The 21,589-nt window shown below is 51.1% G+C and carries 29 protein-coding genes; 9 read left to right on the top strand and 20 right to left on the bottom strand.

Annotated elements, in window-relative coordinates; translation table 11 throughout:
• From nusB to Q7V48_12475, 18 genes are all read right to left on the bottom strand, one after another.
• Positions 1–428, bottom strand: a 428-nt coding sequence (gene nusB, locus Q7V48_12390) for a transcription antitermination factor NusB (protein ID MDO9211526.1), incomplete at its 3' end; no start/stop codon positions are given.
• Positions 429–583: 155 nt separating this feature from the next.
• The gene (gene ribE / locus Q7V48_12395) at positions 584–1,060 is read right to left on the bottom strand and encodes a 6,7-dimethyl-8-ribityllumazine synthase (GenBank protein ID MDO9211527.1); all 477 of its coding nucleotides are present in this window, start codon (positions 1,058–1,060) and stop codon (positions 584–586) included.
• A 121-nt stretch (positions 1,061–1,181) separates the two neighbouring features.
• Positions 1,182–2,387, bottom strand: coding sequence for a bifunctional 3,4-dihydroxy-2-butanone-4-phosphate synthase/GTP cyclohydrolase II (locus Q7V48_12400; GenBank protein ID MDO9211528.1), 1,206 nt, complete (start codon positions 2,385–2,387; stop codon positions 1,182–1,184).
• A gap of 96 nt (positions 2,388–2,483) precedes the next feature.
• The gene (locus Q7V48_12405) at positions 2,484–3,140 is read right to left on the bottom strand and encodes a riboflavin synthase (protein ID MDO9211529.1); all 657 of its coding nucleotides are present in this window, start codon (positions 3,138–3,140) and stop codon (positions 2,484–2,486) included.
• 71 nt (positions 3,141–3,211) lie between these two features.
• Complete coding sequence (gene ribD / locus Q7V48_12410; GenBank protein ID MDO9211530.1) at positions 3,212–4,333, bottom strand: bifunctional diaminohydroxyphosphoribosylaminopyrimidine deaminase/5-amino-6-(5-phosphoribosylamino)uracil reductase RibD; 1,122 nt, start codon at positions 4,331–4,333, stop codon at positions 3,212–3,214.
• Positions 4,334–4,400: 67 nt separating this feature from the next.
• Positions 4,401–4,874: a transcriptional regulator NrdR gene (nrdR, locus tag Q7V48_12415; GenBank protein MDO9211531.1), complete on the bottom strand. Its 474-nt coding sequence runs from the start codon at positions 4,872–4,874 to the stop codon at positions 4,401–4,403.
• Positions 4,875–4,923: 49 nt separating this feature from the next.
• A complete protein-coding gene (locus Q7V48_12420; GenBank protein ID MDO9211532.1) occupies positions 4,924–5,319 on the bottom strand; it encodes a PilZ domain-containing protein in 396 nt (131 codons plus the stop codon).
• A 176-nt stretch (positions 5,320–5,495) separates the two neighbouring features.
• Positions 5,496–5,945, bottom strand: coding sequence for a cytidine/deoxycytidylate deaminase family protein (locus Q7V48_12425; protein MDO9211533.1), 450 nt, complete (start codon positions 5,943–5,945; stop codon positions 5,496–5,498).
• 48 nt (positions 5,946–5,993) lie between these two features.
• On the bottom strand, positions 5,994–6,455 hold the full coding sequence (rpiB, locus tag Q7V48_12430; GenBank protein MDO9211534.1) for a ribose 5-phosphate isomerase B: 462 nt from the start codon (positions 6,453–6,455) through the stop codon (positions 5,994–5,996).
• Between the two features lies 1 nt (position 6,456).
• Positions 6,457–7,701, bottom strand: coding sequence for a beta-ketoacyl-ACP synthase II (gene fabF / locus Q7V48_12435; protein MDO9211535.1), 1,245 nt, complete (start codon positions 7,699–7,701; stop codon positions 6,457–6,459).
• A 103-nt stretch (positions 7,702–7,804) separates the two neighbouring features.
• Positions 7,805–8,041 carry an acyl carrier protein gene (gene acpP / locus Q7V48_12440; GenBank protein MDO9211536.1) on the bottom strand — a complete coding sequence of 79 codons (237 nt, stop codon included), beginning with the start codon at positions 8,039–8,041 and terminating at the stop codon, positions 7,805–7,807.
• Between the two features lie 128 nt (positions 8,042–8,169).
• On the bottom strand, positions 8,170–8,910 hold the full coding sequence (gene fabG / locus Q7V48_12445) for a 3-oxoacyl-[acyl-carrier-protein] reductase (GenBank protein MDO9211537.1): 741 nt from the start codon (positions 8,908–8,910) through the stop codon (positions 8,170–8,172).
• A 166-nt stretch (positions 8,911–9,076) separates the two neighbouring features.
• Positions 9,077–10,018 (bottom strand): ACP S-malonyltransferase, encoded by a 942-nt coding sequence (fabD, locus tag Q7V48_12450; GenBank protein ID MDO9211538.1) that lies wholly within the window; start codon positions 10,016–10,018, stop codon positions 9,077–9,079.
• Positions 10,015–11,169, bottom strand: coding sequence for an acyl-CoA dehydrogenase family protein (locus Q7V48_12455; protein MDO9211539.1), 1,155 nt, complete (start codon positions 11,167–11,169; stop codon positions 10,015–10,017). The genes fabD and Q7V48_12455 overlap by 4 nt, the downstream gene beginning before the upstream one ends.
• Positions 11,170–11,251: 82 nt before the next feature.
• Positions 11,252–12,232, bottom strand: coding sequence for a beta-ketoacyl-ACP synthase III (locus tag Q7V48_12460; protein MDO9211540.1), 981 nt, complete (start codon positions 12,230–12,232; stop codon positions 11,252–11,254).
• 76 nt (positions 12,233–12,308) lie between these two features.
• The gene (gene plsX / locus Q7V48_12465) at positions 12,309–13,373 is read right to left on the bottom strand and encodes a phosphate acyltransferase PlsX (GenBank protein MDO9211541.1); all 1,065 of its coding nucleotides are present in this window, start codon (positions 13,371–13,373) and stop codon (positions 12,309–12,311) included.
• A gap of 14 nt (positions 13,374–13,387) precedes the next feature.
• A complete protein-coding gene (rpmF, locus tag Q7V48_12470) occupies positions 13,388–13,570 on the bottom strand; it encodes a 50S ribosomal protein L32 (GenBank protein MDO9211542.1) in 183 nt (60 codons plus the stop codon).
• An 18-nt stretch (positions 13,571–13,588) separates the two neighbouring features.
• Positions 13,589–14,122: a DUF177 domain-containing protein gene (locus Q7V48_12475; GenBank protein ID MDO9211543.1), complete on the bottom strand. Its 534-nt coding sequence runs from the start codon at positions 14,120–14,122 to the stop codon at positions 13,589–13,591.
• A 166-nt stretch (positions 14,123–14,288) separates the two neighbouring features.
• On the opposite strand from Q7V48_12475, the gene Q7V48_12480 reads away from it, so the two are divergent.
• A complete protein-coding gene (locus tag Q7V48_12480) occupies positions 14,289–14,579 on the top strand; it encodes a MazG nucleotide pyrophosphohydrolase domain-containing protein (GenBank protein MDO9211544.1) in 291 nt (96 codons plus the stop codon).
• An 8-nt stretch (positions 14,580–14,587) separates the two neighbouring features.
• On the opposite strand, the gene Q7V48_12485 is transcribed toward Q7V48_12480, so the two are convergent.
• Positions 14,588–14,992 carry a metallopeptidase family protein gene (locus Q7V48_12485; GenBank protein MDO9211545.1) on the bottom strand — a complete coding sequence of 135 codons (405 nt, stop codon included), beginning with the start codon at positions 14,990–14,992 and terminating at the stop codon, positions 14,588–14,590.
• A gap of 150 nt (positions 14,993–15,142) precedes the next feature.
• Between Q7V48_12485 and Q7V48_12490 the strand changes: the two genes are divergently transcribed.
• Positions 15,143–15,565, top strand: a complete 423-nt coding sequence (locus Q7V48_12490) for a hypothetical protein (GenBank protein MDO9211546.1) — start codon at positions 15,143–15,145, stop codon at positions 15,563–15,565.
• Between the two features lie 130 nt (positions 15,566–15,695).
• On the opposite strand, the gene Q7V48_12495 is transcribed toward Q7V48_12490, so the two are convergent.
• The gene (locus Q7V48_12495; GenBank protein MDO9211547.1) at positions 15,696–16,388 is read right to left on the bottom strand and encodes an HAD family hydrolase; all 693 of its coding nucleotides are present in this window, start codon (positions 16,386–16,388) and stop codon (positions 15,696–15,698) included.
• Positions 16,389–16,572: 184 nt separating this feature from the next.
• On the opposite strand from Q7V48_12495, the gene rpmH reads away from it, so the two are divergent.
• Genes rpmH through Q7V48_12530 form a run of 7 tightly spaced genes read left to right on the top strand, consistent with a single transcriptional unit; the run spans position 16,573 to position 21,560 of the window.
• Complete coding sequence (rpmH, locus tag Q7V48_12500; GenBank protein ID MDO9211548.1) at positions 16,573–16,722, top strand: 50S ribosomal protein L34; 150 nt, start codon at positions 16,573–16,575, stop codon at positions 16,720–16,722.
• A gap of 37 nt (positions 16,723–16,759) precedes the next feature.
• On the top strand, positions 16,760–17,098 hold the full coding sequence (gene rnpA, locus Q7V48_12505; protein ID MDO9211549.1) for a ribonuclease P protein component: 339 nt from the start codon (positions 16,760–16,762) through the stop codon (positions 17,096–17,098).
• Positions 17,099–17,117: 19 nt separating this feature from the next.
• Entirely contained in the window at positions 17,118–17,366 is a 249-nt protein-coding gene (gene yidD / locus Q7V48_12510) for a membrane protein insertion efficiency factor YidD (protein MDO9211550.1), read from the top strand.
• A gap of 30 nt (positions 17,367–17,396) precedes the next feature.
• Positions 17,397–19,034: a membrane protein insertase YidC gene (gene yidC / locus Q7V48_12515; GenBank protein ID MDO9211551.1), complete on the top strand. Its 1,638-nt coding sequence runs from the start codon at positions 17,397–17,399 to the stop codon at positions 19,032–19,034.
• A gap of 14 nt (positions 19,035–19,048) precedes the next feature.
• Entirely contained in the window at positions 19,049–19,732 is a 684-nt protein-coding gene (gene jag / locus Q7V48_12520; GenBank protein MDO9211552.1) for an RNA-binding cell elongation regulator Jag/EloR, read from the top strand.
• Positions 19,729–21,117 carry a tRNA uridine-5-carboxymethylaminomethyl(34) synthesis GTPase MnmE gene (mnmE, locus tag Q7V48_12525; protein ID MDO9211553.1) on the top strand — a complete coding sequence of 463 codons (1,389 nt, stop codon included), beginning with the start codon at positions 19,729–19,731 and terminating at the stop codon, positions 21,115–21,117. Before jag ends, mnmE begins: the two co-directional genes overlap by 4 nt.
• Positions 21,114–21,560: a DUF1285 domain-containing protein gene (locus Q7V48_12530; GenBank protein MDO9211554.1), complete on the top strand. Its 447-nt coding sequence runs from the start codon at positions 21,114–21,116 to the stop codon at positions 21,558–21,560. The genes mnmE and Q7V48_12530 overlap by 4 nt, the downstream gene beginning before the upstream one ends.
• The last annotated feature ends 29 nt before the right edge of the window (positions 21,561–21,589 follow it).

The following is a 21,589-nucleotide window of genomic DNA, read 5'->3' on the forward strand; positions in this document are numbered from 1 at the left end:
TTCGCCTGGTGTTCGTTCCCAGCCGCCACCAGGATGGAATGAATTTTATCCAGAATGCCGTTGATGAAAGCGCCGGAGTCATCCGCGCCGAATTTTTTGGCTAATTCAATCGCTTCGTTAAGGGTGGCTTTGAAAGGAATGTCTGGACATTGCAGAAGTTCAAAAGTGGCCAAGCGCAAAATATTGCGGTCCACCATGGCCATGCGTTTGAGAGTCCAATTTTCGGAATTCTCCTCGATGAGCCGGTCAATCTGTCCCTGGTTCTGGCCAACGCCCTCCACTAATCGCTGGCAAAATTCCCGGGCTTTCGGCGTGGGTTCAAAATTTTCCCAGTAGAGGTCTAAAACTTCTTTGGCCCTCTCTTGGCTTGCATCCAATTGGTAAAGAACCTGGAGGGCGATCTCCCTCGCTCTCCGCCGAATGCCCATAAAAAACCTTTTTAACCACAGAGCACACCGAGATCTCAGAGCAAAATACCAAATCAAAAGCCCAAAAAAATTCAATTTTGGGTTTGCTTTTTGTTTTTTTGGCTTTAATTATATTCTTATCTCTGTGAACTCTGTGACCTCTGTGGCGATAAAAATTACTTTTTCTCTTTCATTTCCCGGTAAAGATTGGCCATCTCGATGGCTGAGAGAGCGGCGTCCCATCCTTTGTTCCCGGCTTTGGATCCCGCCCGTTCGATGGCCTGTTCCAGGTTGTCGGTGGTGAGGACACCAAAAGCCACCGGGATTTCGCTTTCCATCCCGATCATGGCGATCCCTTTGGATACCTCGGCGGCGATGTAATCGAAATGCGGTGTTGCCCCGCGGATGACCGCCCCCAGGCATATGACCGCGTCGTATTTTTTCGCTAAGACCATTTTCCGGGTCACCTGGGGTATTTCGAAGGCTCCGGGTACTTTAAGGATTTCGATGTCCTTCTCCTCTGCTCCATTGCGCAGGAGCGCATCCAGAGCTCCGGCCAGAAGACGTTCGCAGATAAAGTCATTAAACCGACTGACCACGATCCCGAACTTCATCCCTTTGGCGTTCAGCTTTCCTTCCATCACTTTGGGCATTGGTTTACCCTCCCTTTTATATGTAAGTGATCCGTGATCAATAAAAAGCTTTCAGCTCTCAGCTAAATATTAATTCATTTTCTTCCTTGCTGACCGCTGAATGCTGATGGCTGATCGCTATTCAGTCGATCGTCAGCAAATGCCCCATCTTTTTCTTCTTGGTTTTAAGATAGGAAATGTTCTTACGGCCGGGTTTGATTTCGATAGGCACTCGTTCCACAACCTCCAAGCCGTACCCTTGAAGACCCACGATCTTTTTGGGATTGTTGGTCAGCAGACGGATCCTCTGCACCCCCAGATCCCTTAAAATCTGGGCTCCCAGCCCGTAATCCCGCAGGTCAGGCTCAAACCCTAAAGCCGCGTTGGCCTCGACAGTGTCCTGCCCTTGATCCTGGAGGGCATAGGCCTTCATCTTGTTGATCAACCCGATTCCCCGCCCCTCCTGGTGCATGTAAACGATTACGCCCTTTCCTTCTTTGGCCACCATGCGCATGGCCGTGTGCAACTGCTTGCCGCAATCACAACGCTGCGAACCGAAGACGTCTCCCGTCAAGCATTCCGAGTGAACCCGTACCAGAACCGCATCTCTTGGATGAATTTCCCCTTTGATTAAAGCCAGGTGCTGCTGGATATCCACTTCGTTCTCATAGGCAATGGCTTTAAATTCCCCGCCGTAAACTGTGGGTAACTTGGTGACGGCCGCCCGATAGACCAGGCATTCGTTTTGCAGCCGGTATTTAATGAGATCAGCGATGGTCACGATTTTCACGGTATTCTTCTTGGCAAAAATTCCCAGATCGGGCATCCGGGCCATGGTCCCGTCGTCGTTCATAATCTCGCAGATGACGCCGCTCGGTTTCAAACCAGCCAACCGCGCCAGGTCCACTGAACCTTCGGTCTGTCCTGTCCTGACGAGAACACCTCCCCGTTTGGCCTGGAGGGGAAAGACATGTCCGGGACGAACCAGGTCTTCCGGTTTGGCGCCCTCAGCGATAGCCGTCAAGATTGTTGTTGCCCGGTCGGCAGCTGAAATTCCTGTCGTTACCCCTCGTTTGGCCTCGATGGAGACCGTGAAGGCGGTCTGGAAAGCCGAGGTATTATCCGAGACCATCAAGGGAAGCTGCAGCTCCTTAACTTTATCCTCGGTCAGGGAAAGGCAGATTAGCCCTCTCCCGTGCTTGGCCATGAAGTTGATCGCCTGGGGAGTCGCTTTCTCCGCGGCCAGGCAGAGGTCCCCTTCGTTCTCCCGGTCCTCGTCATCCACCAGGATAACCATTTTCCCTTTACGAATATCCAACAATGCTTCGTCGATAGTGCTGACTGGCATGATTTTTTACTCCATTGCGTAGAAAATAACTTTCAAATCCCCCCACTCCCCCCTTTATTAAAGAGGGGCGAAGGGGGGATTTTCATCATGAAAATTTTATTTGGTAAAACCGTGCTCGGCCAAGAACGCGGCATTGATCCGCGTGCTTTGCTGTGCCGGCGCATCCGCCTGACGTACAAATTTCTCCACATATTTGGCGATTAAATCGTTCTCCAGGTTCACCTTCTCTCCGGCTTTCTTTTTCCCCAGGGTCGTCCTCTCCGCCGTGTGGGGAAGGATGCTTACGCTGAACTCTTGATCATGGCATTCGGCCACGGTCAGGCTGATTCCGTCCACGGCGACGGAGCCTTTCTCGATCAAGTATCGGCCAATCTCCAACGGAATTCGAAAGCGATAGCGTAAAGAGTTTCCTTCAGGTGAAATCTCTTCAATCTCCCCCGTTCCATCCACATGCCCGGCTACAAGATGTCCGCCCAAGGGATCGGACATCCTCAAAGCCATCTCTAAGTTAACGGGCTGGCCGGTCTTGGCGTTGGCAAGGGTCGTACGCTTTAATGTCTCTGGAGATACTTCCACGGTGAAGGTACGGCCGGAAAGCTTCACCACGGTCAGACAAACCCCACCCACAGATATACTATCTCCGATTTTCACCGAGCTAAGGTCGAGTTGGGTGGTAATCGCCAGAGAAACTCCTCCACCCCTTCGCTCAATGGATTGTATTTTTCCTATGTCCTGAATCAGGCCGGTGAACATAAAACAGGTGCCTAAAGTTTAAAAAGGGCATTTTTTTGATTCTAACATATCCTTGACTTTGTTGGCAAAACCTATTCGGCTTTAGCAATGACTCCTTCAATCAAGAGGTCTGGGCCAAGGCGCCGGACCTTCAATATCCTTACTGGCTCGGCATCTTTAATTTGCTGAACCCCTTCCCCGCCAATCATGCTCAACGCTTTTTGCCCGCCAACAATCTTTGAAGATAGGAAAAACAGCAACCGGTCGACCAATTTTTCCCGGAGGGCGCTGGCGTTTAAGGTGGGCCCGCCTTCCAGCAGGACCGAAACAATATTCCGGCGGGCAAGTTCTCCCATCAGGGCTTTTAGGCTCACCCGTCCCCGAGCATCGTTGGCGATGACCAACACTTCCAGTTTTGCTTTGGTCAATCGCTTCATCTTGGAAGAAGAAGCAGCGTGGGTAGTGGCGACCAGCGTGGAGTATTGCCCCGCTGTGCGGACCAACCGGGAGGTAAGAGGAATTCGTAGTCGGCTATCGACGATAACCCGCAGGGGATGGCGAGGCCGTTTTACCCCCGGGATCCGGACGGTCAGCAGCGGATCATCTTGCAGGACCGTACCGATCCCTACCATCACTGCGTCCAAGTTTTGGCGCAGGCGGTGGACATAATCCCGGGAAGCTTCGCTGGAGATCCAGCGCGAATCGCCGGACCTTGTGGCCACCTTGCCATCAAGGCTGGCGGCTATTTTCAGGATCACGAAAGGTCTTTGGGTAGTAATAAATTTACAGAAGGGAGCGTTCAATTCCTGGCATTCCTTTTCCAGGACCCCCGCATCAACCCGAATCCCGGCTCTTCTCAACTGCCTGATTCCGCGTCCCGCAACCAGGGGGTTGGGGTCCTTCATTCCCGCTACCACCCGTCTAATCCCAGCCTTTAAAATAGCCCGGGTACAAGGAGGGGTTTTCCCAAAGTGGTTACAGGGTTCTAAATTGAGGTAGAGGGTTGCTCCCCGAGCAGATTCACCGGCCTGTCTGAGCGCTAAAACCTCCGCATGGGGTTCTCCGGCACGATGATGGTAACCTTGCCCCACAAGGTCCTTCTTTTTGACGACAACAGCCCCGACCATTGGGTTGGGACTCGTCCTCCCCATACCCCGCTTAGCCAGGCGAAGGGCCAAGCGCATGAATTTTTGGTCAGACTTTATAGGGCTCACTGGATACCTTGTAAATAGGGTTCAACGGGCCAAGGGTTCAAGGGGTGACCCCTCGAATCCTCGAACCCTATTCTTTCTTCCCTTTCTGCCCTTTTCCCAGCAACTCCTTCACCTCGTTCATGAACTCGTTCACATCCTTAAACGAGCGATAAACTGAGGCAAAACGGACATACGCCACTTCATCAAGGTTCTGGAGTTCCCCCATGATCTGCTCCCCAATTTCCCGGCTGGGTACTTCCCGCTCTCCTGCTTCTTCCAACCGTTGCTCGACGCGGTCCACAAGTTTTTCCAGAACCTCGACGCTTATGGGACGCTTTTCGCAGGCTTTGTGCAACCCAGCAAGGATTTTTCCTCGATCGAAGGCCTCCCGCCGCCCATCCTTTTTGACGACCAGAGGTAGGGTCTCTTCTACTCGTTCATAGGTAGTAAACCGGCGCTGGCAATTCGCGCATTCCCGGCGACGACGGATCATGTTTCCCTCCTTGCTTAAGCGAGAATCAATGACCCGATCATCTATATGCTGGCAGAATGGACAACGCAACTTAGGCTACCTTGAATGGGTTGAATGGTTCATGGGAATAGGAGTGAATTTAAATCCGAGAAAGACTACTCAAAAAGCTTTTCAACTTATTTACATCCTCCGGAGAGATGTCGATAAATTTCACCCCGGTCCGGTAATCTCCATTTCCACCTAAATGCAAATCCACCCAAACCACCTGGGCAAGCATCTCAATGGTATGCAAATCAGGAGCGGAAGGGAAAAAGAGTTTCACCTTCAAAAATTGGCCCATTTCAGGCTTTTCCGCCAAGTATACCATCAACCCACTTTCGCTGGCATTGCCTGCGCGACCTTGATGGCCGTTGGGGGAGTTGACTCGATAATATTCAATGGGTAAATCCACTGAAAATCTGGGGTGCCCTCGCCGTTCAAAATTGGCAATTCCGAAACGGGCTTTCCTCTCTTTCTCTTCTTTTTCCGTTTCCATTTTTCCCTCTACCCCTCTTGGCTTAGAAACGTGGTTACAGGAAGGAGTCGCTCTCTAAGCTCTCGGCTAACATCTTTTCATACCATACCTTTTTTTCTAAAGAAAGCCCATAGAGAGCAGATTGGGGGTTGGCCATAATAGATGGAGTCTGAGGAATAATTGGTAAAATTTTTTTATTAATCCCTAAGCCGCTGACGGATGGGAATGCGGGCCTCCGTCAACATCTCCCTGGACAATTCATCCCCGTAGCCGCTCTCGTAGATGATCCCCTTGATTCCGGCATTAATGATCATTTTGGTGCAGATCGCGCAAGGCAGGTTGGTGCAATAAAGGGTAGCGCCCTGAATACGAATCCCGTGGAAAGCGGCCTGGATGATGGCGTTTTGCTCGGCATGCAATCCCCGGCAGAGTTCGTGGCGTTCTCCCGAAGGAATCTGATTCCTTTCTCTCAGGCAGCCCACTTCCAGGCAATGGGCCAGGCCCGAAGGGGCCCCGTTATAACCCGTGGCCAAAATTCGTTTATCCATGACCAGGACAGCTCCCACTTGCCGACGGATACAAGTAGCCCTTTTGGCTACCAAGCAGGTAATGTTCATAAAATATTCTTCCCAGGTTGGGCGATTCATGGAAAACCTCGTTTACTTGCCGCACCGCTTAAAAAGAATCCCGCCGTGTTACTTTTCCCTGCGCTCCTTCATTTCATTGTCCAGGGACTCTATCTGATCCAGCCTTCTTTGATGATTGCCACCCTGAAAGACACTCTCCAGCCAAACCTTGATCATCTCTCTGGCCAGCCCCTTCCCGATCAAACGTCCACCTAAAACTAAAAGGTTGGCGTCATTATGCTCCCGGCTCATCCGGGCTGTGTAAAGATCATGACAGAGTGCTGCCCTAACGCCAGGGAAACGATTGGCCACGATGGACATACCGATTCCGCTACCACAGATCAGGATTCCTCGTTCAAATTCTTTTTGGGAAATCTTCTCGGCTACAGCTCGGGCAATTTCGGGGTAATCTGCTGGGATTTCCTCTGCCACACCCATATCGAAGATAGCGATATTTTGCTCAACCAGGTAATCCCGTAGGTCTGCCTTCAGCTTAAAGCCGGCATGGTCGCTGCCGAGGACAATTTTCATGTCACGGTTCAAATTTTTTGAAAATGAGGACGGCGTTGGTGCCCCCGAAGCCAAAAGAATTGGATAAAGCTACTCGCACGTCTGCCATCCTGGCTACATTGGGCACGTAATCCAAATCGCACTCGGGGTCCGGGGTGTCGTAGTTAATCGTCGGAGGAATCACTCCTCGGTGGATGGTCAAGACAGTGAAAATCGCCTCCACCCCACCGGCTCCCCCCAAGAGGTGGCCCGTCATGGATTTGGTGGAGCTCACCGCCAGTTTCTTGGCGTGCTCTTTAAAAACCGCCTTGATCGCCATCGTTTCGTAGAGATCATTGTAATCCGTCGAAGTTCCATGGGCATTAATGTAATCTACTTCCTCCGGGCTGATCCCGGCACTTTTCAGGGCCATAGCCATGCAGCGGGCCGCCCCCTCCCCGTCCGGTGCGGGAGCGGTGATATGGTAGGCATCGCCGTTGAGGCCGTAGCCAATGATTTCCGCGTAAATCTTAGCCCCTCGGTCCAGGGCTTGGTTCATCTCCTCCAGGATGATGATGCCGCAACCTTCCCCCATTACGAATCCATCCCGGTCTTTGTCGAAAGGTCGCGAGGCTTTTTCCGGCTCATGATTGCGGGTGGATAAAGCTTTCATGGCATTAAACCCACTGACCGCCAGGGGAGTGATTGTCGCTTCCACCCCTCCAGCGATTATCGCATCGGCATCGCCCTGCTGGATCATCCGCCAGGCATCTCCGATGTTATGGTTTCCCGTAGCGCAGGCTGTGACCACCGAATAATTCGGCCCTTTGGCTCCGAAGCGAATGGAGATCTGCCCCGGGGCTTCGTTGACAATGAGCGCGGGGATAAAAAAAGGAGAAATCCGGCCGGGCCCCTTTTCCATAAGGATCTTATGGAAAGACTCGATGGTAGTCAATCCGCCCAGCCCGGCGCCTACGACCACCCCCACCCGGTCGGCATTCTGCGGGGTAATGGGGAGTTGGGCATCTTCCATGGCCATCATGGCGGAAGCCATGGCATACTGGATGAAGATGTCCATCCGCTTGATTTCTTTTTTTTCCATGAAATTTTCTGGGACGAAGTCTTTGACTTCTGCGGCGATCTGAGTATCGAATCCTGTGGGGTCGAACTTGGTGATCCGAACTACGCCGGATTTCCCCTGGATGAGCGCCTGCCAGGTCTTTTCCACGCCTATGCCCAAGGGAGACACCATCCCGAGCCCCGTAATCACCACTCTTCGGCTCAACATAAGACCTCCCGATCCCAACAAAGAAACATCCTCATATCCCCGAGTTCAAACCCCCCGCCGTCCGCTTTCCATTACTCCCCCGCGGGAACTCGTTTGATTTCTTTCAGATATGTTGATTGATATAATTGACCACATCTTGGACGGTCTGGATCTTCTCCGCATCTTCGTCGGAGATCTCCACTCCAAATTCCTCCTCCATGGCCATGATCAGTTCTACCAAATCCAATGAATCGGCGCCCAGATCATCAATGAAGGAAGCTTCCAGGGTCGCTTCTTCCGCGCTCACCCCCAACTGCTCCACGATGATCTCGATCACCCTCCGTTCCACTGATTTTTCCACGATCGCACCTCCTTTTGAATTCTTCCCGATAAATCTTAATAAAACTACGAAATGAATTCTTTTTACTTTTTTTAACCAAGGGTGTCAATAGGATAATCCATTACTCCCTTGTTTTTTTCCCTACCGGATCACATATACATCCCGCCATTGACGCTCAACACCTGACCGGTGATATAATCGGCCGCTGGGCTGGCCAGAAAAAGCACTGCCTCGGCAACATCCTCGGGAGTACCCAGTCTTTCCATAGGAATCTGTTTGATCAAGAATTCTCGACCCTTCGGGGGGATGGCTTGGCTCATGGCGGTATCGATGAAACCCGGGGCCACAGCATTCACCTGGATGTTTCGGCTGGCATATTCCCGGGCGATGGATTTGGTGAAACCGATTAGGCCAGCCTTGGAGGCGGCGTAATTGGCCTGCCCGGCATTGCCCATCTCGCCGGTGACGGAAGCGATGTTGACCACCTTGCCACTTTTTTGTTTGAGAAAAGGGCGCAAGGCAGCTTTGGTGCACAGAAACGCTCCCTTCAGATTTACGGCAATCACCAGATCCCAATCCTCTTCCTTCATGCGCAAAAGAACCTGATCCCGGGTAATTCCTGCATTATTAACGAGGATGTCCAGGCGGCCGAATTGGTCTAAGGCTTTTTGCACCATGGTTTCAGCTTCCTTGGCACCGGCTACGTTTCCCCCCACGGCCAGCGCTTCCCCGCCGAGAGATTCAACTTCCTGGCAGGTCTCCCGGGCTTTCTCCAGGTTGATATCCGCTATCACGACTTGCGCCCCTTCACGGGCAAAAAGCAAGGCAATGGCCTTCCCGATGCCCTGGGCCCCACCGGTGATCAAAGCCACTTTTCCTTTGAGTTTCATGGTTTCTATTCCTTCTTAACTTTTTTTAGCCACAGAGGACACCGAGTTCACAGAATAAGAAAAGGATAAAGTTCAAATATTTATTCTTAATTAAAACGATATTTTCTCTGTGTTCTCGGTGATCTCTGTGGCAAAAAAATGATCCGATCGTAGTTCGTAAATGACCTTATTCCTCTGGCAACAGCGCCTGGGCTTTTCCCCAGCTCGGCCCATCCTCCACGTTGGCCACTTTTAAATCTTTGCTGATTCGGCGCATCAAGCCGGTTAGTACCTTCCCGGGCCCCACTTCCAGAACCAGGTTGGCACCCGTATGGATGAGTTTTTGCATACACTCTTCCCAGCGCACTGGATGGTCAACTTGCTTGACCAGCAACTCACAAATTTTACTTTTCCCGGGGTAAAAATCAGCTTCCGCATTGGATAGAACTGGAATATGCAAATCTCCCATTTCTACCTTGGCCAGCTCTTCTTTCAACCGCTCAGCCGCAGGCTTCATCAAGGCGCAATGGAAGGGAGCGCTAACCGGGAGCAAAACTGCTTTCTTCCCAGCCTGTTGGGAAACGATTGCCACTGCCCGGTTCACGGCTGTGCGATGCCCGGCGATGGCAATTTGACCTGGAGAGTTATAGTTGGCCGGGGAAAGTACTTCCCCCTGAGCCGCCTCTTGGCACAGGGCCTCCACCTCAGGCCCGCTCATCCCCAGGATGGCTGCCATCGCTCCCCCACTGACCGGAACCGCTTCCTGCATAAACTTCCCTCGAAGATGCACCAGCCGCACGGCATCGGCAAAACGTAATCCGCCCGAAGCAACCAGGGCTCCGTATTCTCCAAGGCTGTGTCCCGCCGTGGCTACAGGAATCAGTTCTCTATCCACCTGCATGACTCGCAGCGTGGCAACGGATGCGGTCAGGATGGCCGGCTGAGTGTTGGCGGTAAGTTTTAGGTCTTCTTCCGGCCCTTGGAAGCACAGGGCAGCGAGGTCATAACCCAGGGCTTCATTCGCTTCTTCAAAGACTTCCCGGGCCGCGGGAAAACGGTCGGAAAAGTCTTTTCCCATGCCCACGTACTGGGAACCTTGCCCCGGGAAGACGAATCCCACCTTCTTCATTTGCTGGCGTACTCCTTGATCAAAGCCTGGCCGATGACGTTGCGTTGAATTTGGTTCGTTCCTTCGTAAATCTGCAAAATTTTAGCGTCGCGCATCATCTTTTCTACGGGGTACTCCCGCATGAACCCATAGCCGCCGAAAATCTGCACCGCATCCACCGTGACCTTCATAGCCACATCGGTGGGGAAAAGCTTGGAAATGGCTGAGTATTTGGAGATGTCTTTAGGATTTGTATCCACCCACCGCGCTACGGCATAAACCAGAGCCCGAGCGGCTTCAATCTGGGCGGCCATGTCGGCCAGGATATGCTGGACCGCCTGGAAAGAAATGATCGGTTTTCCGAATTGCTGGCGCTCCCGGGCATACTCCACCGCTGCTTCAAAAGCCCCTTGGGCTAAACCAACAGCCTGGGCGCCAATCCCCGGGCGGGTTTTATCCAGCGTCCGCATCGCCACGATAAATCCCATTCCTTCCCGACCGATCATATTTTCCTTGGGGACCCGGCAGTCCTCGAAGACGAGCTCCCGGGTGGCCGAACAGCGGATACCCAATTTTTTTTCTTTTTTCCCAAAGGTAAACCCGGGCATGTCCTTCTCTAAAATGAAGGCACTGGCTCCGCGCGGGCCTTTGGCTTTGTCGGTCAGGGCGATCACCGAATAAATCTCCGCCTCTCCCCCGTTGGTGATCCACTGCTTCGTTCCGTTGAGGATATAATCGTTTCCATCGCGCTTGGCTGTGGTACGAATTCCTCCGGCGTCGCTCCCAGCGCCTGCTTCCGTTAAGCCGAACGCTGCCAGTTTCCGACCGGAGGCCACGTCCGGCAGGTATTTTTTCTTCTGCTCTTCACTACCAAAGAGGAGCAAGGGATAAGATCCTAAACCGGAGGCGGCAAAGGATACGGAGACACCGATACAGGCACGGGAAATTTCTTCGATGGCCAGGCAGTTCTCGAAAGATCCATACCCCAGGCCGCCGTACTCTTCAGGGATGTAGACCCCGAAAAGACCGACAGCGGCCAAATATTTCAAAGGTCCCCAGGGAAATTCCTCTTTTTCATCTAACTCCGCCCGCACGGGGATCACCCTTTCCTGGGCAATTTTCCGCGCTAAATCCCGAATGGCCTTCTGGTCTTCGTTCAAAAAATAATCCATTCTCCTCCCATCTACTTATTAAGTGATGAGTGTGAGTGTCAGTGTAAAAACCATCCACTGACACTCACACTTACACTATTCCTCACCAGCGGATAACTGCCGACCCCCAGGTGACTCCCGTGCCGAAGGAGCACAGGAGCATCAAGTCTCCCGCCTTTACTTTGCCCTCTCGCTGTACCTCATCCATGGCAATGGGAATGGTGGCCGAGGAAGTATTTCCGTATTTCTCGATGTTTAAAAAAACCTTCTCCATGGGAAAACCAATTAGTTTGGCCGCCGCCTCGATAATGCGCGTGTTGGCCTGATGGGGAATCATGATGTCGATGTCTTCGCTCTTCAGGCCGTTAAATTTCAGCGCTTCCTGCGAGACGTCGGCCAAAGCCCGCACCGCCACTTTAAAGAGCTGGTTTCCGGCCATCTTGATGTAATGCATGCGCTTATCCACGGTCTCGTACGAAGATGGATTCGCTGATCCCCCTCCAGGCATGTAAAGCAATTCCCACAGGGAACCGTCAGAATGCAGGTGGGTAGAAAGCACCCCCCGCTCTCCTTCCTCGCCCGCAAGGATGATGGCCCCCGCTCCATCCCCGAAAAGGACACAAGTGGCCCGGTCGGTCCAGTCCGTCACTTTAGACATGATCTCCGCGCCCAGAACCATGACCTTACGGCTCGGGTCCTCTTTGATGAACTTGTCCGCTAAAGAGAGGGCGTGGATAAAACTCGTGCATCCGGCGGAGACATCGAAAGCGGCGGCCTTCTTGGCCCCGATTTTGGCCTGGATGAAACATCCTGTGCATGGAAAGAACATGTCCGGACTGTTCGTTCCAGTGATGATGAAATCAAGATCTTCGGGTGATAGACCCGCCGCATTTAATGCTCGAAGGGCTGCCTGCGTTCCCAGGTCAGAGGTGGAAACGTTTGTTTCTACAATCCTGCGTTCCCGGATCCCTGAGCGAGAGATAATCCATTCATCCGTAGTTTCTACCATTTTTTCCAGGTCAAAATTAGTTAAAACTTTGGGGGGAGCATAGGACCCCGTGGCAATTATCCGCGACCTGATCATTATATCCTTCCCTTCTTCGGGCACCCCCTTCCCACTGAAGGCAAGAATAGAGGGAGATGCCTTAAGAGCGACCTCTTCAGCTGATGATTTTTTCTTTGATCTGCTCCCAAACTTTGACTAAATTCTTTCCGCCAAGCCGTTGGAGGTCTTGATTTTCTTCCAAGTTTCGAACCAGGAGCGTAGGGAGGCCGATCTGAGCAAACTCATGGGCTAGGCGGATGGCATTCTTAATGGCCTTGGCAGAAGAGCGCCCGTGGCCGATGATGACGACCCCGTTAACCCCTAAGAGGGGGGCACCGCCGTATTCTGAATAATCAAGTTTTTTCTTGATTTCGTTCACTGCATGTCGGGCGAAGAAATACCCGATCTTGGCTCTCAGGCTGGCTTCCAGCTCTTGTCGAATCATTGCCCCGATGGCCTCGGCCAAGCCCTCACAAATCTTCAAAGCGGCGTTGCCTACAAACCCATCGCAAATAACCACATCCGCCCGGCCATTGAAGATATCCTTGCCCTCTACTGGGCCAACATATCCTATCGAACTTCTTTTCAGAATAGCGTTGGTCTCCCGGATCAGCTCATTCCCTTTGGATTCTTCTTCGCCGTTGCTCAAAAGACCGACTATAGGCTTTTCTTTTTTCAAGATGTATTTGGCGTAGGCATCGCCCATAAGGGCAAATTGGACCAGGTGAAAAGGTTTGCAGTCTACGTTGGCTCCGGCATCGAGTAATAGGGTAGAGCCTTTCAAGGTGGGAAAGATGGTCCCGATGGCGGGTCGGTCCACACCCGTCAATTTTTCTAACACAAAGACCGCGGTGGCTAAAACCGCTCCCGAATTTCCTGCACTAACCACCGCTGAAACCTCTCCTTTCTTAAGGAGATCAAAAGCTACTTTAATCGAAGAATCTTTCTTCTTCCGGATTGCTGTCAAGGGGGATTCATCCATCCCCACCGCTTCTGAGGCGTGGACGAAGGTCAGCGGAAGGGAATCACTCCCCGGAACCCTTGCGGCTTCCTGGCGAATTGTTTTTTCCTCCCCGACCAGGACCACAGGTATCCCGTGCTCTCGAGCTGCCAGGATAGCCCCTTCCACGATACTACGGGGAGCGAAGTCTCCACCCATGGCATCTATAGCGATTTTCATCCCTTCGGTTTTCCTCACGCTTCTTCTACTTCGATGACGGTCCGTCCCTTATAACTGCCACAATGGGGGCATATCCGGTGCGGAGCTTTAGGTTCCCCACATTGCTGGCAAGTTGAGAATTGGGGAGAAGCAAGACGATCATGGGTCCGCCGCTTATCCCTGCGGGTCTTGGAATGTCTCCTTTTGGGGTTGGGCATAAGAAAATCACCTCACGTTTAATGAACCCGAAAGTTCCTTAATAGTTCGAACCGGGGGTCGGTAACCTTCTCCGAACACTGGCAGATTCCCCGGTTTAGATTCTGGCCACACTTGGGACATACCCCCCGGCACTCTTCATCACATATGGCCTTGGCCGGAAGAGTTAACAAAATTTGATCTTGAACCAAGGGGGTAACTTCAATCTCTTCCCCTTCATAAAACTCGGTTTCCAGGTCTTCCCGGTTTAATTCAACTTCCTCCGGCAGGGGGAAATCGGGTTTAGGCTTTAAACTGGTCTTGAATTCTGAGGTCAAAGTCCTGGAGAAAGGGTCAAGGCATCGGGCACACATCCACTCTACCTTGGCTTCAATACGGCTCCTCAGGAGTATTACCTTCCCCGATCGGGAGAGATGCAAACGGATTTTGATTGGGCTGGTAAAACGAAAAGGCCTCTGAGGCTCTCCTGCCAGACGCTCTTCTAACCAGTTTCCCTCTTGGCTCAAGGTTTGTTCTTGCTCTTCCCCGCCAATGTCTTCAACGCGAAATTTCAAGGTTCTCTTTCGATTCCAAAAATAATGATAAAGCTTTAATATATAATGAAATGTTTCTTTGTCAAGAAAAAATATCCTTTTGTCCCTCTTGCCTTATTCCAGGAATCATGATAGATAGGTAAAATATTTTGTTTTTTTGTTACAAATATCTTAAGGAGGGGCCATTTTGGAAATCAATGAATTCCAAAATTTGATCCAAGAACTTTACCAATCCCGGGATGAAAAACGGGGGGCAGATAAAACTTTCCTTTGGTTTTTAGAGGAGGTCGGGGAACTCACCCGGGCTTACCGGCGGGGAGAAAAAGAGAACGTCGGGAAAGAGATGGCCGACGTTTTTGCCTGGCTGGCATCGATGGCCAACCTGCTAAAGGTGGACTTAGCGTCCGAGCTCCAAAAAAAATACCCCAAAGTTTGCCCTCTTTGTTCCGCCTCCCCCTGCTGCTGCCCTTGGGATTGATCAACCATCTAAAAATCTTCCTCTTCCAATCGCTGGAGTTCTTCCTCATCAAAACCGAAATAATGGCCAATCTCGTGAGCTACGGTCTGACGAACGTTTTTTCTAAGGTCATGCAGACTCGAGCTAATGCGCTCCAAAGGTTTACGGTAGATGACGATCCGGTCAGGAAGGACGTTCCCATACCAAAATCCTCGATCTTTTTTCATAATTCCATGATAGAGGCCCAATAACTCTTGCCCCTGATCTCCCTTTTCGGTTGGATACGCCGGCGGGTCTTCCTCAATAATAATGGCTACATTTTCCAATTGACTCTTCAGTTCTCCTGGCAGGGATTCCACAGCTTCCCGAACCAATCGTTCAAAAAAAATTCTTCCCCGGGAAAATCCTTTGGGGGCAGAAATTTTACGAGGCATTTTAACCCTTTTGGCCTACGAAATCCTCAGGTTGAAGGAAAATAAAAAAATTATTGAAATAATTTTTTCCTTGTTGTATTCTGACATAAGTTATTAAAAAAAGATTTTTTTGTCCATTTATTTTTTAAAGAAAGGAGGTGAAGGGGAATCATGAAGAAACTGGCCATCGTTTTGATTGGGCTCATCTTCGCTTTTTCTCTAACAAGCATAGGTTTCGCCCAGCAGAAGGCTGAGCCGGGGAAACCAGCGGGGGTAGCAAAGCCTTCTGAACCCGCCAAACCGGCCGAACCCGCCAAACCAGCAGAGGCGAAACCAGAAGCGGCCAAACCGGAGGCGGCGAAAAAAGAGGCTCCTCCCAAGCCCGTTGTGTACCGGATGGGAGGGAGTGTTGTCTCCATCGATGCTGCAGCCAAAAAAGTTACCATCAAACAGGACTCGGTGAAGAAGCAAAAAAAGGTTACGCTCAGCGTTGGGAAGGAGGCAGCCAAAGACCTTGCCGGGATCAACGTTGGTGACGTGGTTGACGTCTGGGTTACGGGTAAAACTATCACCAGCATCACCAAGATTTTCTAAGAAGGGGAAAATATCCGGAAAGTATTTCATCCTTCCTTACTCCGCCCCCAGAGCTACAATTGTACTCAGACTTAGACGGTTAACCTTTGGAGAGAAGGCATCCGTAAAGGATGCCTTCTTTTTTATTCCTTTATTCCTTACCCATCTTTTTCCCAGATTTCGGCAAACGAAAATCGTGAATCGGCCACCCGCGTTTTTTGGCCAAAGCCCGGAGTTTGAAATCTGGGTTGACAATTTTCGGGTGCTTCACCCGTTCTAAGAGGGGAAGGTCGGTAATGCTATCCGTGTAAAAAGTGCTGGCGCTGAACTCCCCACCTAATTCGCAGATGAGCTTCTCAGCCCAGAATATCTTCCCCCAACGGAAACAAAGGGGCTCGATATAGTTGCCGGTGAAGAGCCCTTTGCAAACCTCCAGCCGGGTGCCCAAAATGTGGCCGACTTCCAAGTGTCGAGCAAGTGGCTGTACGGCATAGGTCGTGGCGTTGGATATAATCACCACAGTCTCCCCCCTGGCCTTATGTTGGCGAACGAAATCAAAAGCTTGGGGATAAATAAAATTCCTGATCACTTCCTCAAACCATTCCTGGCAGAATTGGATTAACTCCTCCTCCCGGACCCCCACCAGAAGTTTTAGAGAATCTCGGTAGGCCTTATCCATATCCAGGAGGTCAAAACGGTAACGCATATAATCCAGCATGGACCTGAAAACTTTCCAACGGCTGGTTTTTCCCCGGCGGAGCGAATAGCGCATGAACGAAACACCGGAATTCGTTGCAATCAGCGTGCGATCCATGTCAAAAAAACAAAGAGGATGAATCTTCAAAGTTTTTTTACCCTTTGATCAGGAACTCATTTCCTCTATTTTAATCTTGCTTTTTCATTATTTAAATAATAAAATTAAACTTTAAACGAATCATTAAATTTTTTTCAAGAGTCTTTTCTTAAAGACTTTGGAAAAAATATGCTTTCTAGCAACAAAAAAAATCACCCCCAGCAGGAGTATATTGGTGAAGAGGACCTATCAGCCAAGCAACACTCGCAGAAAAAGAACTCACGGTTTCTTACAGCGCATGTCCACAAAAGGTGGGCGTTTAGTTTTGCAGCGCAGGAGGGCCAAAGGCCGGAAGAGATTGGTGGTTGAGGCGGAAGAATATTGAGATTCTCCCTACCACTAGAGATCGGAGCCCCGGGCAGATGTGCCCTAACACACTGGGAAAAGAGGAGAGGATCCGTCGCCGGGCCGATTTTCTGAGAATCTCTAAGGAGGGGGTTAAATACCAGACAGAACATTTCGGGGTTTTTATATGTCCCAACCGCCAATCCCTCCGGAGATTGGGGATCACCGTGGGAAAGCGGGTTGGTTCAGCGGTTGAACGCAATCGTTTAAAACGACTCATTCGGGAGTTTTTTCGCCTGAATAAAGAAGCACTTTTAAGCTCTTCTGACTTCGTGATCACAGCGAAAGAAGGTGCCGCTAAAATAAATTTTTGGCAAGTGTCGAAAGAATTGAAAGGAATCTTAAAAGAGCAATAGCTCCCCCAACTTTTGGATGGTGACCCGGATCGTTCTTGGCCTCATTCGACTTTATCGCCGATTCCTCTCCCCGCTAACCTTTTCTTCTTGCCGCTTTGCGCCCTCGTGCTCTGCCTACGCTATGGAAGCGGTCGAGCGATTTGGTCCGGCTAAAGGTTTACTATTGGCAATGTGGAGGCTTTTGAAATGTCACCCTTTCCATCCCGGAGGTTATGACCCGGTAATCAAACCCCCATCCAGTCACCCGGCGGGCCGATCTCTTCAGTGACCGAACGGAGGGAGCAAACGGAGGTTATTCATGGAAAAGCGCGCGTTGTTAGCTGTAATCATTTCTTTGATCATCCTGGTTTTTTACCAGCAATTTTTTGCTCCTTCCGCCCCAGAGACCGTTAAAGAAAAACCAACTCAAGAAAAAGCTCAAGAAAAAACTCAGCCAGGGGAAAAAGTAACTCCTTCATCCACTGCGGTCCCGCCTGGGGAAGCGATCAAAACCCAGGCTGGTAAGGACATTATTGTGGATACCCCACTCTACACCGCAATCTTCGATACTCGAGGAGCCCGGCTGAAAAGCTGGGAAGTTAAAAAATATGCAGCCAAAATCGACAAAGGAGCCAAAACCATCGACCTGGCCATAGAGACCCTGGGCAGGGGTTACCCTTTCGGCCTGGAGATCACGGAAGCCAATTTCCCATTTTCCCCCGATTCCATTTTCCAGGTGAACGTGGATACCTTGAACTTGGGACCCCGGCAAACCAAGGGAGAACTGCTTTTCACCTGGAATTCCCCCGAAGGCTTGCAAGTTAGCCAGCAGATCATTTTCTATTCCGACAGTTACCGGATGGACCTCAACCTGCAAATGGCTAACCTCTCCTCGGGTCCCTTAGAAGGTCGGCCAGTCTTCGTCTGGACAGGAAAGATCGACACGGCCTCCGGATCTGGAGGGGCCATGGGATGCATTCCAGGCTCGGGGGGAAGCTCGGGTGCCGCAGTTCCTCCCTTCACAGCCCTGGTGAAGAAAGAGCTGCACGAAGTGGAGTTGAACGACCTCAAGGACGAAAAACGCTTTTCCCAAGACGTCCAGTGGGGAGGTTTCCAAGATATATATTTCCTCGCCGCTCTTATCCCCCAGAAATCCGAGGGTACTGAGCTCATTATGAAAAAAGTCTCGGCAACTGTCGCTGAGCTGCGTATGGGGGGTCCCAAAGCATCCCTCCCGCCGCAAACCCAATTCACCCAATCCTACGCCATGTACCTCGGACCCAAAGCCCTGGACATCCTCAAATCTTTCGGTTCTGATTTGGACCGGGCGTTGGACTTCGGCTGGTTTGATGTGGTGGCGAAGCCCATGCTCTATGTCATGAAATTTTTCTACAAGTACACTGGGAATTATGGCCTGGCTATCATCTTGCTCACGATCATCATCAAAATTCTTTTCTGGTATCCAACCCATATCAGTTACAAAGCGATGAAGGAGATGAAAAAACTCCAACCCGAGATGGCCAAGTTAAAAGAAAAACTTAAGGATGACAAGGAAAAGCTGAACAAAGAGATGATGGAACTTTATCGCCGGTACAAAGTCAACCCCATGAGTGGCTGCTTACCCATCGCCATCCAGATGCCCATTTTCTTCGCCCTGTATAAAGTTCTGCTTTACTCCATTGAGATTCGCCATGCTCCCTTCTACTGGTGGATTCAGGACCTCTCGGCCCAGGACCCTTACTATATCTCTCCCATTCTTATGGGGGTTTCCATGTTTGTCCAGCAGTGGATGACACCCACTACTGGTGACCCCACCCAGGCTAAGATGATGCTGATCATGCCCGTAGTATTTACATTCATGTTCCTCAGTTTTCCCACAGGTCTGGTTATTTACTGGCTGTTCAACAACCTGCTTTCTATTGGGCAGCAAATATATATCAACCAACATTCGACGTAGCTTTGGGGGATAAAATGAATTCTGTTGAAACCGAAGGCAAAACCATTGAAGAGGCCATCAACAAAGCCTGCGAAGAATTGAAAGTCTCCAAGGAAGATTTGGAGATTGAAATCCTGGCCAATGGATCCAGCGGCTTCTTGGGGCTGGTGGGAGTCAAGAAGGCCCAGATTCGAGCCACCCGCAAAACAACCGTAACCCCCATAGAAAAAGAGGTAGGTCTTCCGCCTGCCTCTTCCAGTTACCATGTAGGGGAAATGGCCAAGAAAACCCTGCAGGAGCTTTTACACTTATTGGGGGTCGAGGCGGAGGTTGAACTTCGCGATGAGCCCGAACGTGTCTTATTATCCATTAAGAGTGATGGCAGTGGCTTATTGATCGGCCGTAAGGGCGAGACTCTCGATGCCCTTGAGTACCTGATTAGCAAGATTGTTCATAAGGGCGCCGAAGATAAAAAAAGGATTGTGCTTGATACAGAAAACTACCGCTCCCGGAGGGAAGAATCTTTGGTCAACCTGGCCCACCGCCTGGCCGATAAAGCCAAAAAGCTGGGCCGGCCTGTAACCATCAGTCCGATGAATGCCCATGACCGGCGCATTATCCATCTGGCCCTCCAGGACGACAAAACCCTGCGCACACGATCGACCGGAACCGGACTTTACCGGAAGGTCATGATCAGTCCCGAAAAAAAACCTTCATGAGCAAAGGGGTCTTGGGGGATACGATTGCGGCAATTTCCACCCCTTTGGGGACGGGAGGTATCGGCGTCATCCGCATCAGTGGTTCCCAGGCCCTGACCATCGCGGGCAAAGTCTTTCGGCCGAAGGGGGACGCGGATCCTCTCCTTTCCCACCGATTTTACCTGGGTGAAATTATCCGTCCCGAAGATCAAACGGTCATTGACGAAGTCCTTCTCGTATACATGCGCCAGCCCAAAACTTATACTCGGGAGGATGTGGTTGAAATCCAATGCCACAGCGGGGCTTTGGTTCTCCAGGAGATTTTGCAGGCCGTCCTGCGCAGCGGAGCCCGTTTGGCCGAGCCAGGAGAATTTACCAAGCGTGCCTTCTTGAACGGCCGAATCGACCTGACCCAGGCGGAAGCAGTTATCGACTTGATCAATTCCAAGACCCAGCAATCTCTGGAACTGGCCAATCGACAGCGGTCAGGTAAATTGGCCGCGGAAGTGCGGCAAATGAAAGAAGGGCTGCTGAACCTTCTAACTCTGCTTGAAGCCAGCGTCGATTTTCCCGAAGAAGAAATTCCTGAAATCTCTCCGCAGGAAATCCTCCAGCGTCTTCAGAACACCCGAGACCGTTTGGATGTGCTTGGCAATACTTACCAGGAGGGCAAAGTCTACCGAGAAGGAATTGCGGCGGTAATCATCGGCAAACCCAACGTAGGAAAATCCAGTCTGCTGAATTCCCTCCTCAGAGAGGAGCGCGCCATTGTCACCGCCATCCCCGGAACGACGCGGGATGTCATCGAAGAAATCGTCAATATCGCCGGAATTCCCTTAAGGTTGATGGACACCGCCGGCCTTCGTCCTGTTCAGGATGCTATCGAGGAAGAAGGCGTAAGGCGAACGCACGACCGCTTGGCCCAGGCCGATCTCGTTATCTGGGTCCTGGACGGGTCCGAACCCCTATCATCCGAAGACCTGGCCATCCTTCCTCAGATTCGCTCGAAAAAGGCCATCATCGCTGTCAACAAGGACGACCTTCCGCAGCGCATTGCCCTGGAAGGTTTGCGCCAGCAGTTACCTGAAGCTCCTTTCATCGCCATCTCCGCCCTCTACAGCTTAGGGATCGACCGCCTCCAAGAGGCCATCCGCCATCTCGTTCTTAACGGCAAGGTGGATTCTTCGGCAGAAGTGATCCTTTCCAATCTTCGCCACAAACTGGCTATCGAGGCTGCCCGGGAGGCTTTATCCCACGCTTTAGAAGGCATGGGAAAAGACCTCTCTTGGGAATTTATCACCCTCGATCTGCGGCAGGCTTTGGAAGCCCTTGGTACCATTTTGGGCGAGATGGCTCCCGAGGATGTTTTGGACCGAATTTTTGAACAGTTCTGTATCGGAAAATGAACGAAGTTTCCATCTGGATCGATAAAGAAGGGCGCTGGTTTTTTCAGGGGGAAGAAATCACCCACCGCAAGACCTACCTCCTGTACAATAGAAATCTGACCCGCGACGCATCTGGCCGGATTATTTTGCGGATTGGCCAAGAAATATGCACCGTAGAGGTGGAAGATGCCCCTTTCGTGGTCAAGACCCTCGAATTCGTTACTTTCGAAAAAGGTGGGTTGGAGTCTGTTTGGTTAATCTTGAACGATGAGAGTCGAGAACAACTTATCCCTGAAACCCTCCGCATCGGAGCAGATCATATTCCCTATTGTCGGGTTCGTGGCGGAATATTCGAAGCTCGCTTTTCCCGCGGCGCCTATCAACTTCTGGTCCCCTTCATCCAGCATGACGAGCAAGAAAAGCGCTTTTTCATTTCCATCGATGGGGAAAAGCACCCCCTATAAACCCACCCTTCCCGTTCAGCTGAGCTCAC

The sequence above is a fragment of the Deltaproteobacteria bacterium genome, assembly GCA_030654105.1.
Lineage (GTDB): Bacteria > Desulfobacterota > SM23-61 > SM23-61 > SM23-61 > JAHJQK01.

What these genes read in the sequence shown, in the direction of transcription:
- ribE (MDO9211527.1), bottom strand. Translation starts at nt 1,060, where the DNA reads ATGCCCAAAGTGATGGAAGGAAAGCTGAACGCCAAAGGGATGAAGTTC.
- Q7V48_12400 (MDO9211528.1), bottom strand. Translation starts at nt 2,387, where the DNA reads ATGCCAGTCAGCACTATCGACGAAGCATTGTTGGATATTCGTAAAGGG.
- Q7V48_12405 (MDO9211529.1), bottom strand. Translation starts at nt 3,140, where the DNA reads ATGTTCACCGGCCTGATTCAGGACATAGGAAAAATACAATCCATTGAG.
- Q7V48_12420 (MDO9211532.1), bottom strand. Translation starts at nt 5,319, where the DNA reads ATGGAAACGGAAAAAGAAGAGAAAGAGAGGAAAGCCCGTTTCGGAATT.
- Q7V48_12425 (MDO9211533.1), bottom strand. Translation starts at nt 5,945, where the DNA reads ATGAATCGCCCAACCTGGGAAGAATATTTTATGAACATTACCTGCTTG.
- rpiB (MDO9211534.1), bottom strand. Translation starts at nt 6,455, where the DNA reads ATGAAAATTGTCCTCGGCAGCGACCATGCCGGCTTTAAGCTGAAGGCA.
- fabF (MDO9211535.1), bottom strand. Translation starts at nt 7,701, where the DNA reads ATGTTGAGCCGAAGAGTGGTGATTACGGGGCTCGGGATGGTGTCTCCC.
- fabG (MDO9211537.1), bottom strand. Translation starts at nt 8,910, where the DNA reads ATGAAACTCAAAGGAAAAGTGGCTTTGATCACCGGTGGGGCCCAGGGC.
- fabD (MDO9211538.1), bottom strand. Translation starts at nt 10,018, where the DNA reads ATGAAGAAGGTGGGATTCGTCTTCCCGGGGCAAGGTTCCCAGTACGTG.
- Q7V48_12455 (MDO9211539.1), bottom strand. Translation starts at nt 11,169, where the DNA reads ATGGATTATTTTTTGAACGAAGACCAGAAGGCCATTCGGGATTTAGCG.
- Q7V48_12460 (MDO9211540.1), bottom strand. Translation starts at nt 12,232, where the DNA reads ATGATCAGGTCGCGGATAATTGCCACGGGGTCCTATGCTCCCCCCAAA.
- plsX (MDO9211541.1), bottom strand. Translation starts at nt 13,373, where the DNA reads ATGAAAATCGCTATAGATGCCATGGGTGGAGACTTCGCTCCCCGTAGT.
- rpmF (MDO9211542.1), bottom strand. Translation starts at nt 13,570, where the DNA reads ATGCCCAACCCCAAAAGGAGACATTCCAAGACCCGCAGGGATAAGCGG.
- Q7V48_12485 (MDO9211545.1), bottom strand. Translation starts at nt 14,992, where the DNA reads ATGCCTCGTAAAATTTCTGCCCCCAAAGGATTTTCCCGGGGAAGAATT.
- Q7V48_12490 (MDO9211546.1), top strand. Translation starts at nt 15,143, where the DNA reads ATGAAGAAACTGGCCATCGTTTTGATTGGGCTCATCTTCGCTTTTTCT.
- rnpA (MDO9211549.1), top strand. Translation starts at nt 16,760, where the DNA reads ATGTGCCCTAACACACTGGGAAAAGAGGAGAGGATCCGTCGCCGGGCC.
- yidC (MDO9211551.1), top strand. Translation starts at nt 17,397, where the DNA reads ATGGAAAAGCGCGCGTTGTTAGCTGTAATCATTTCTTTGATCATCCTG.
- jag (MDO9211552.1), top strand. Translation starts at nt 19,049, where the DNA reads ATGAATTCTGTTGAAACCGAAGGCAAAACCATTGAAGAGGCCATCAAC.
- mnmE (MDO9211553.1), top strand. Translation starts at nt 19,729, where the DNA reads ATGAGCAAAGGGGTCTTGGGGGATACGATTGCGGCAATTTCCACCCCT.
- Q7V48_12530 (MDO9211554.1), top strand. Translation starts at nt 21,114, where the DNA reads ATGAACGAAGTTTCCATCTGGATCGATAAAGAAGGGCGCTGGTTTTTT.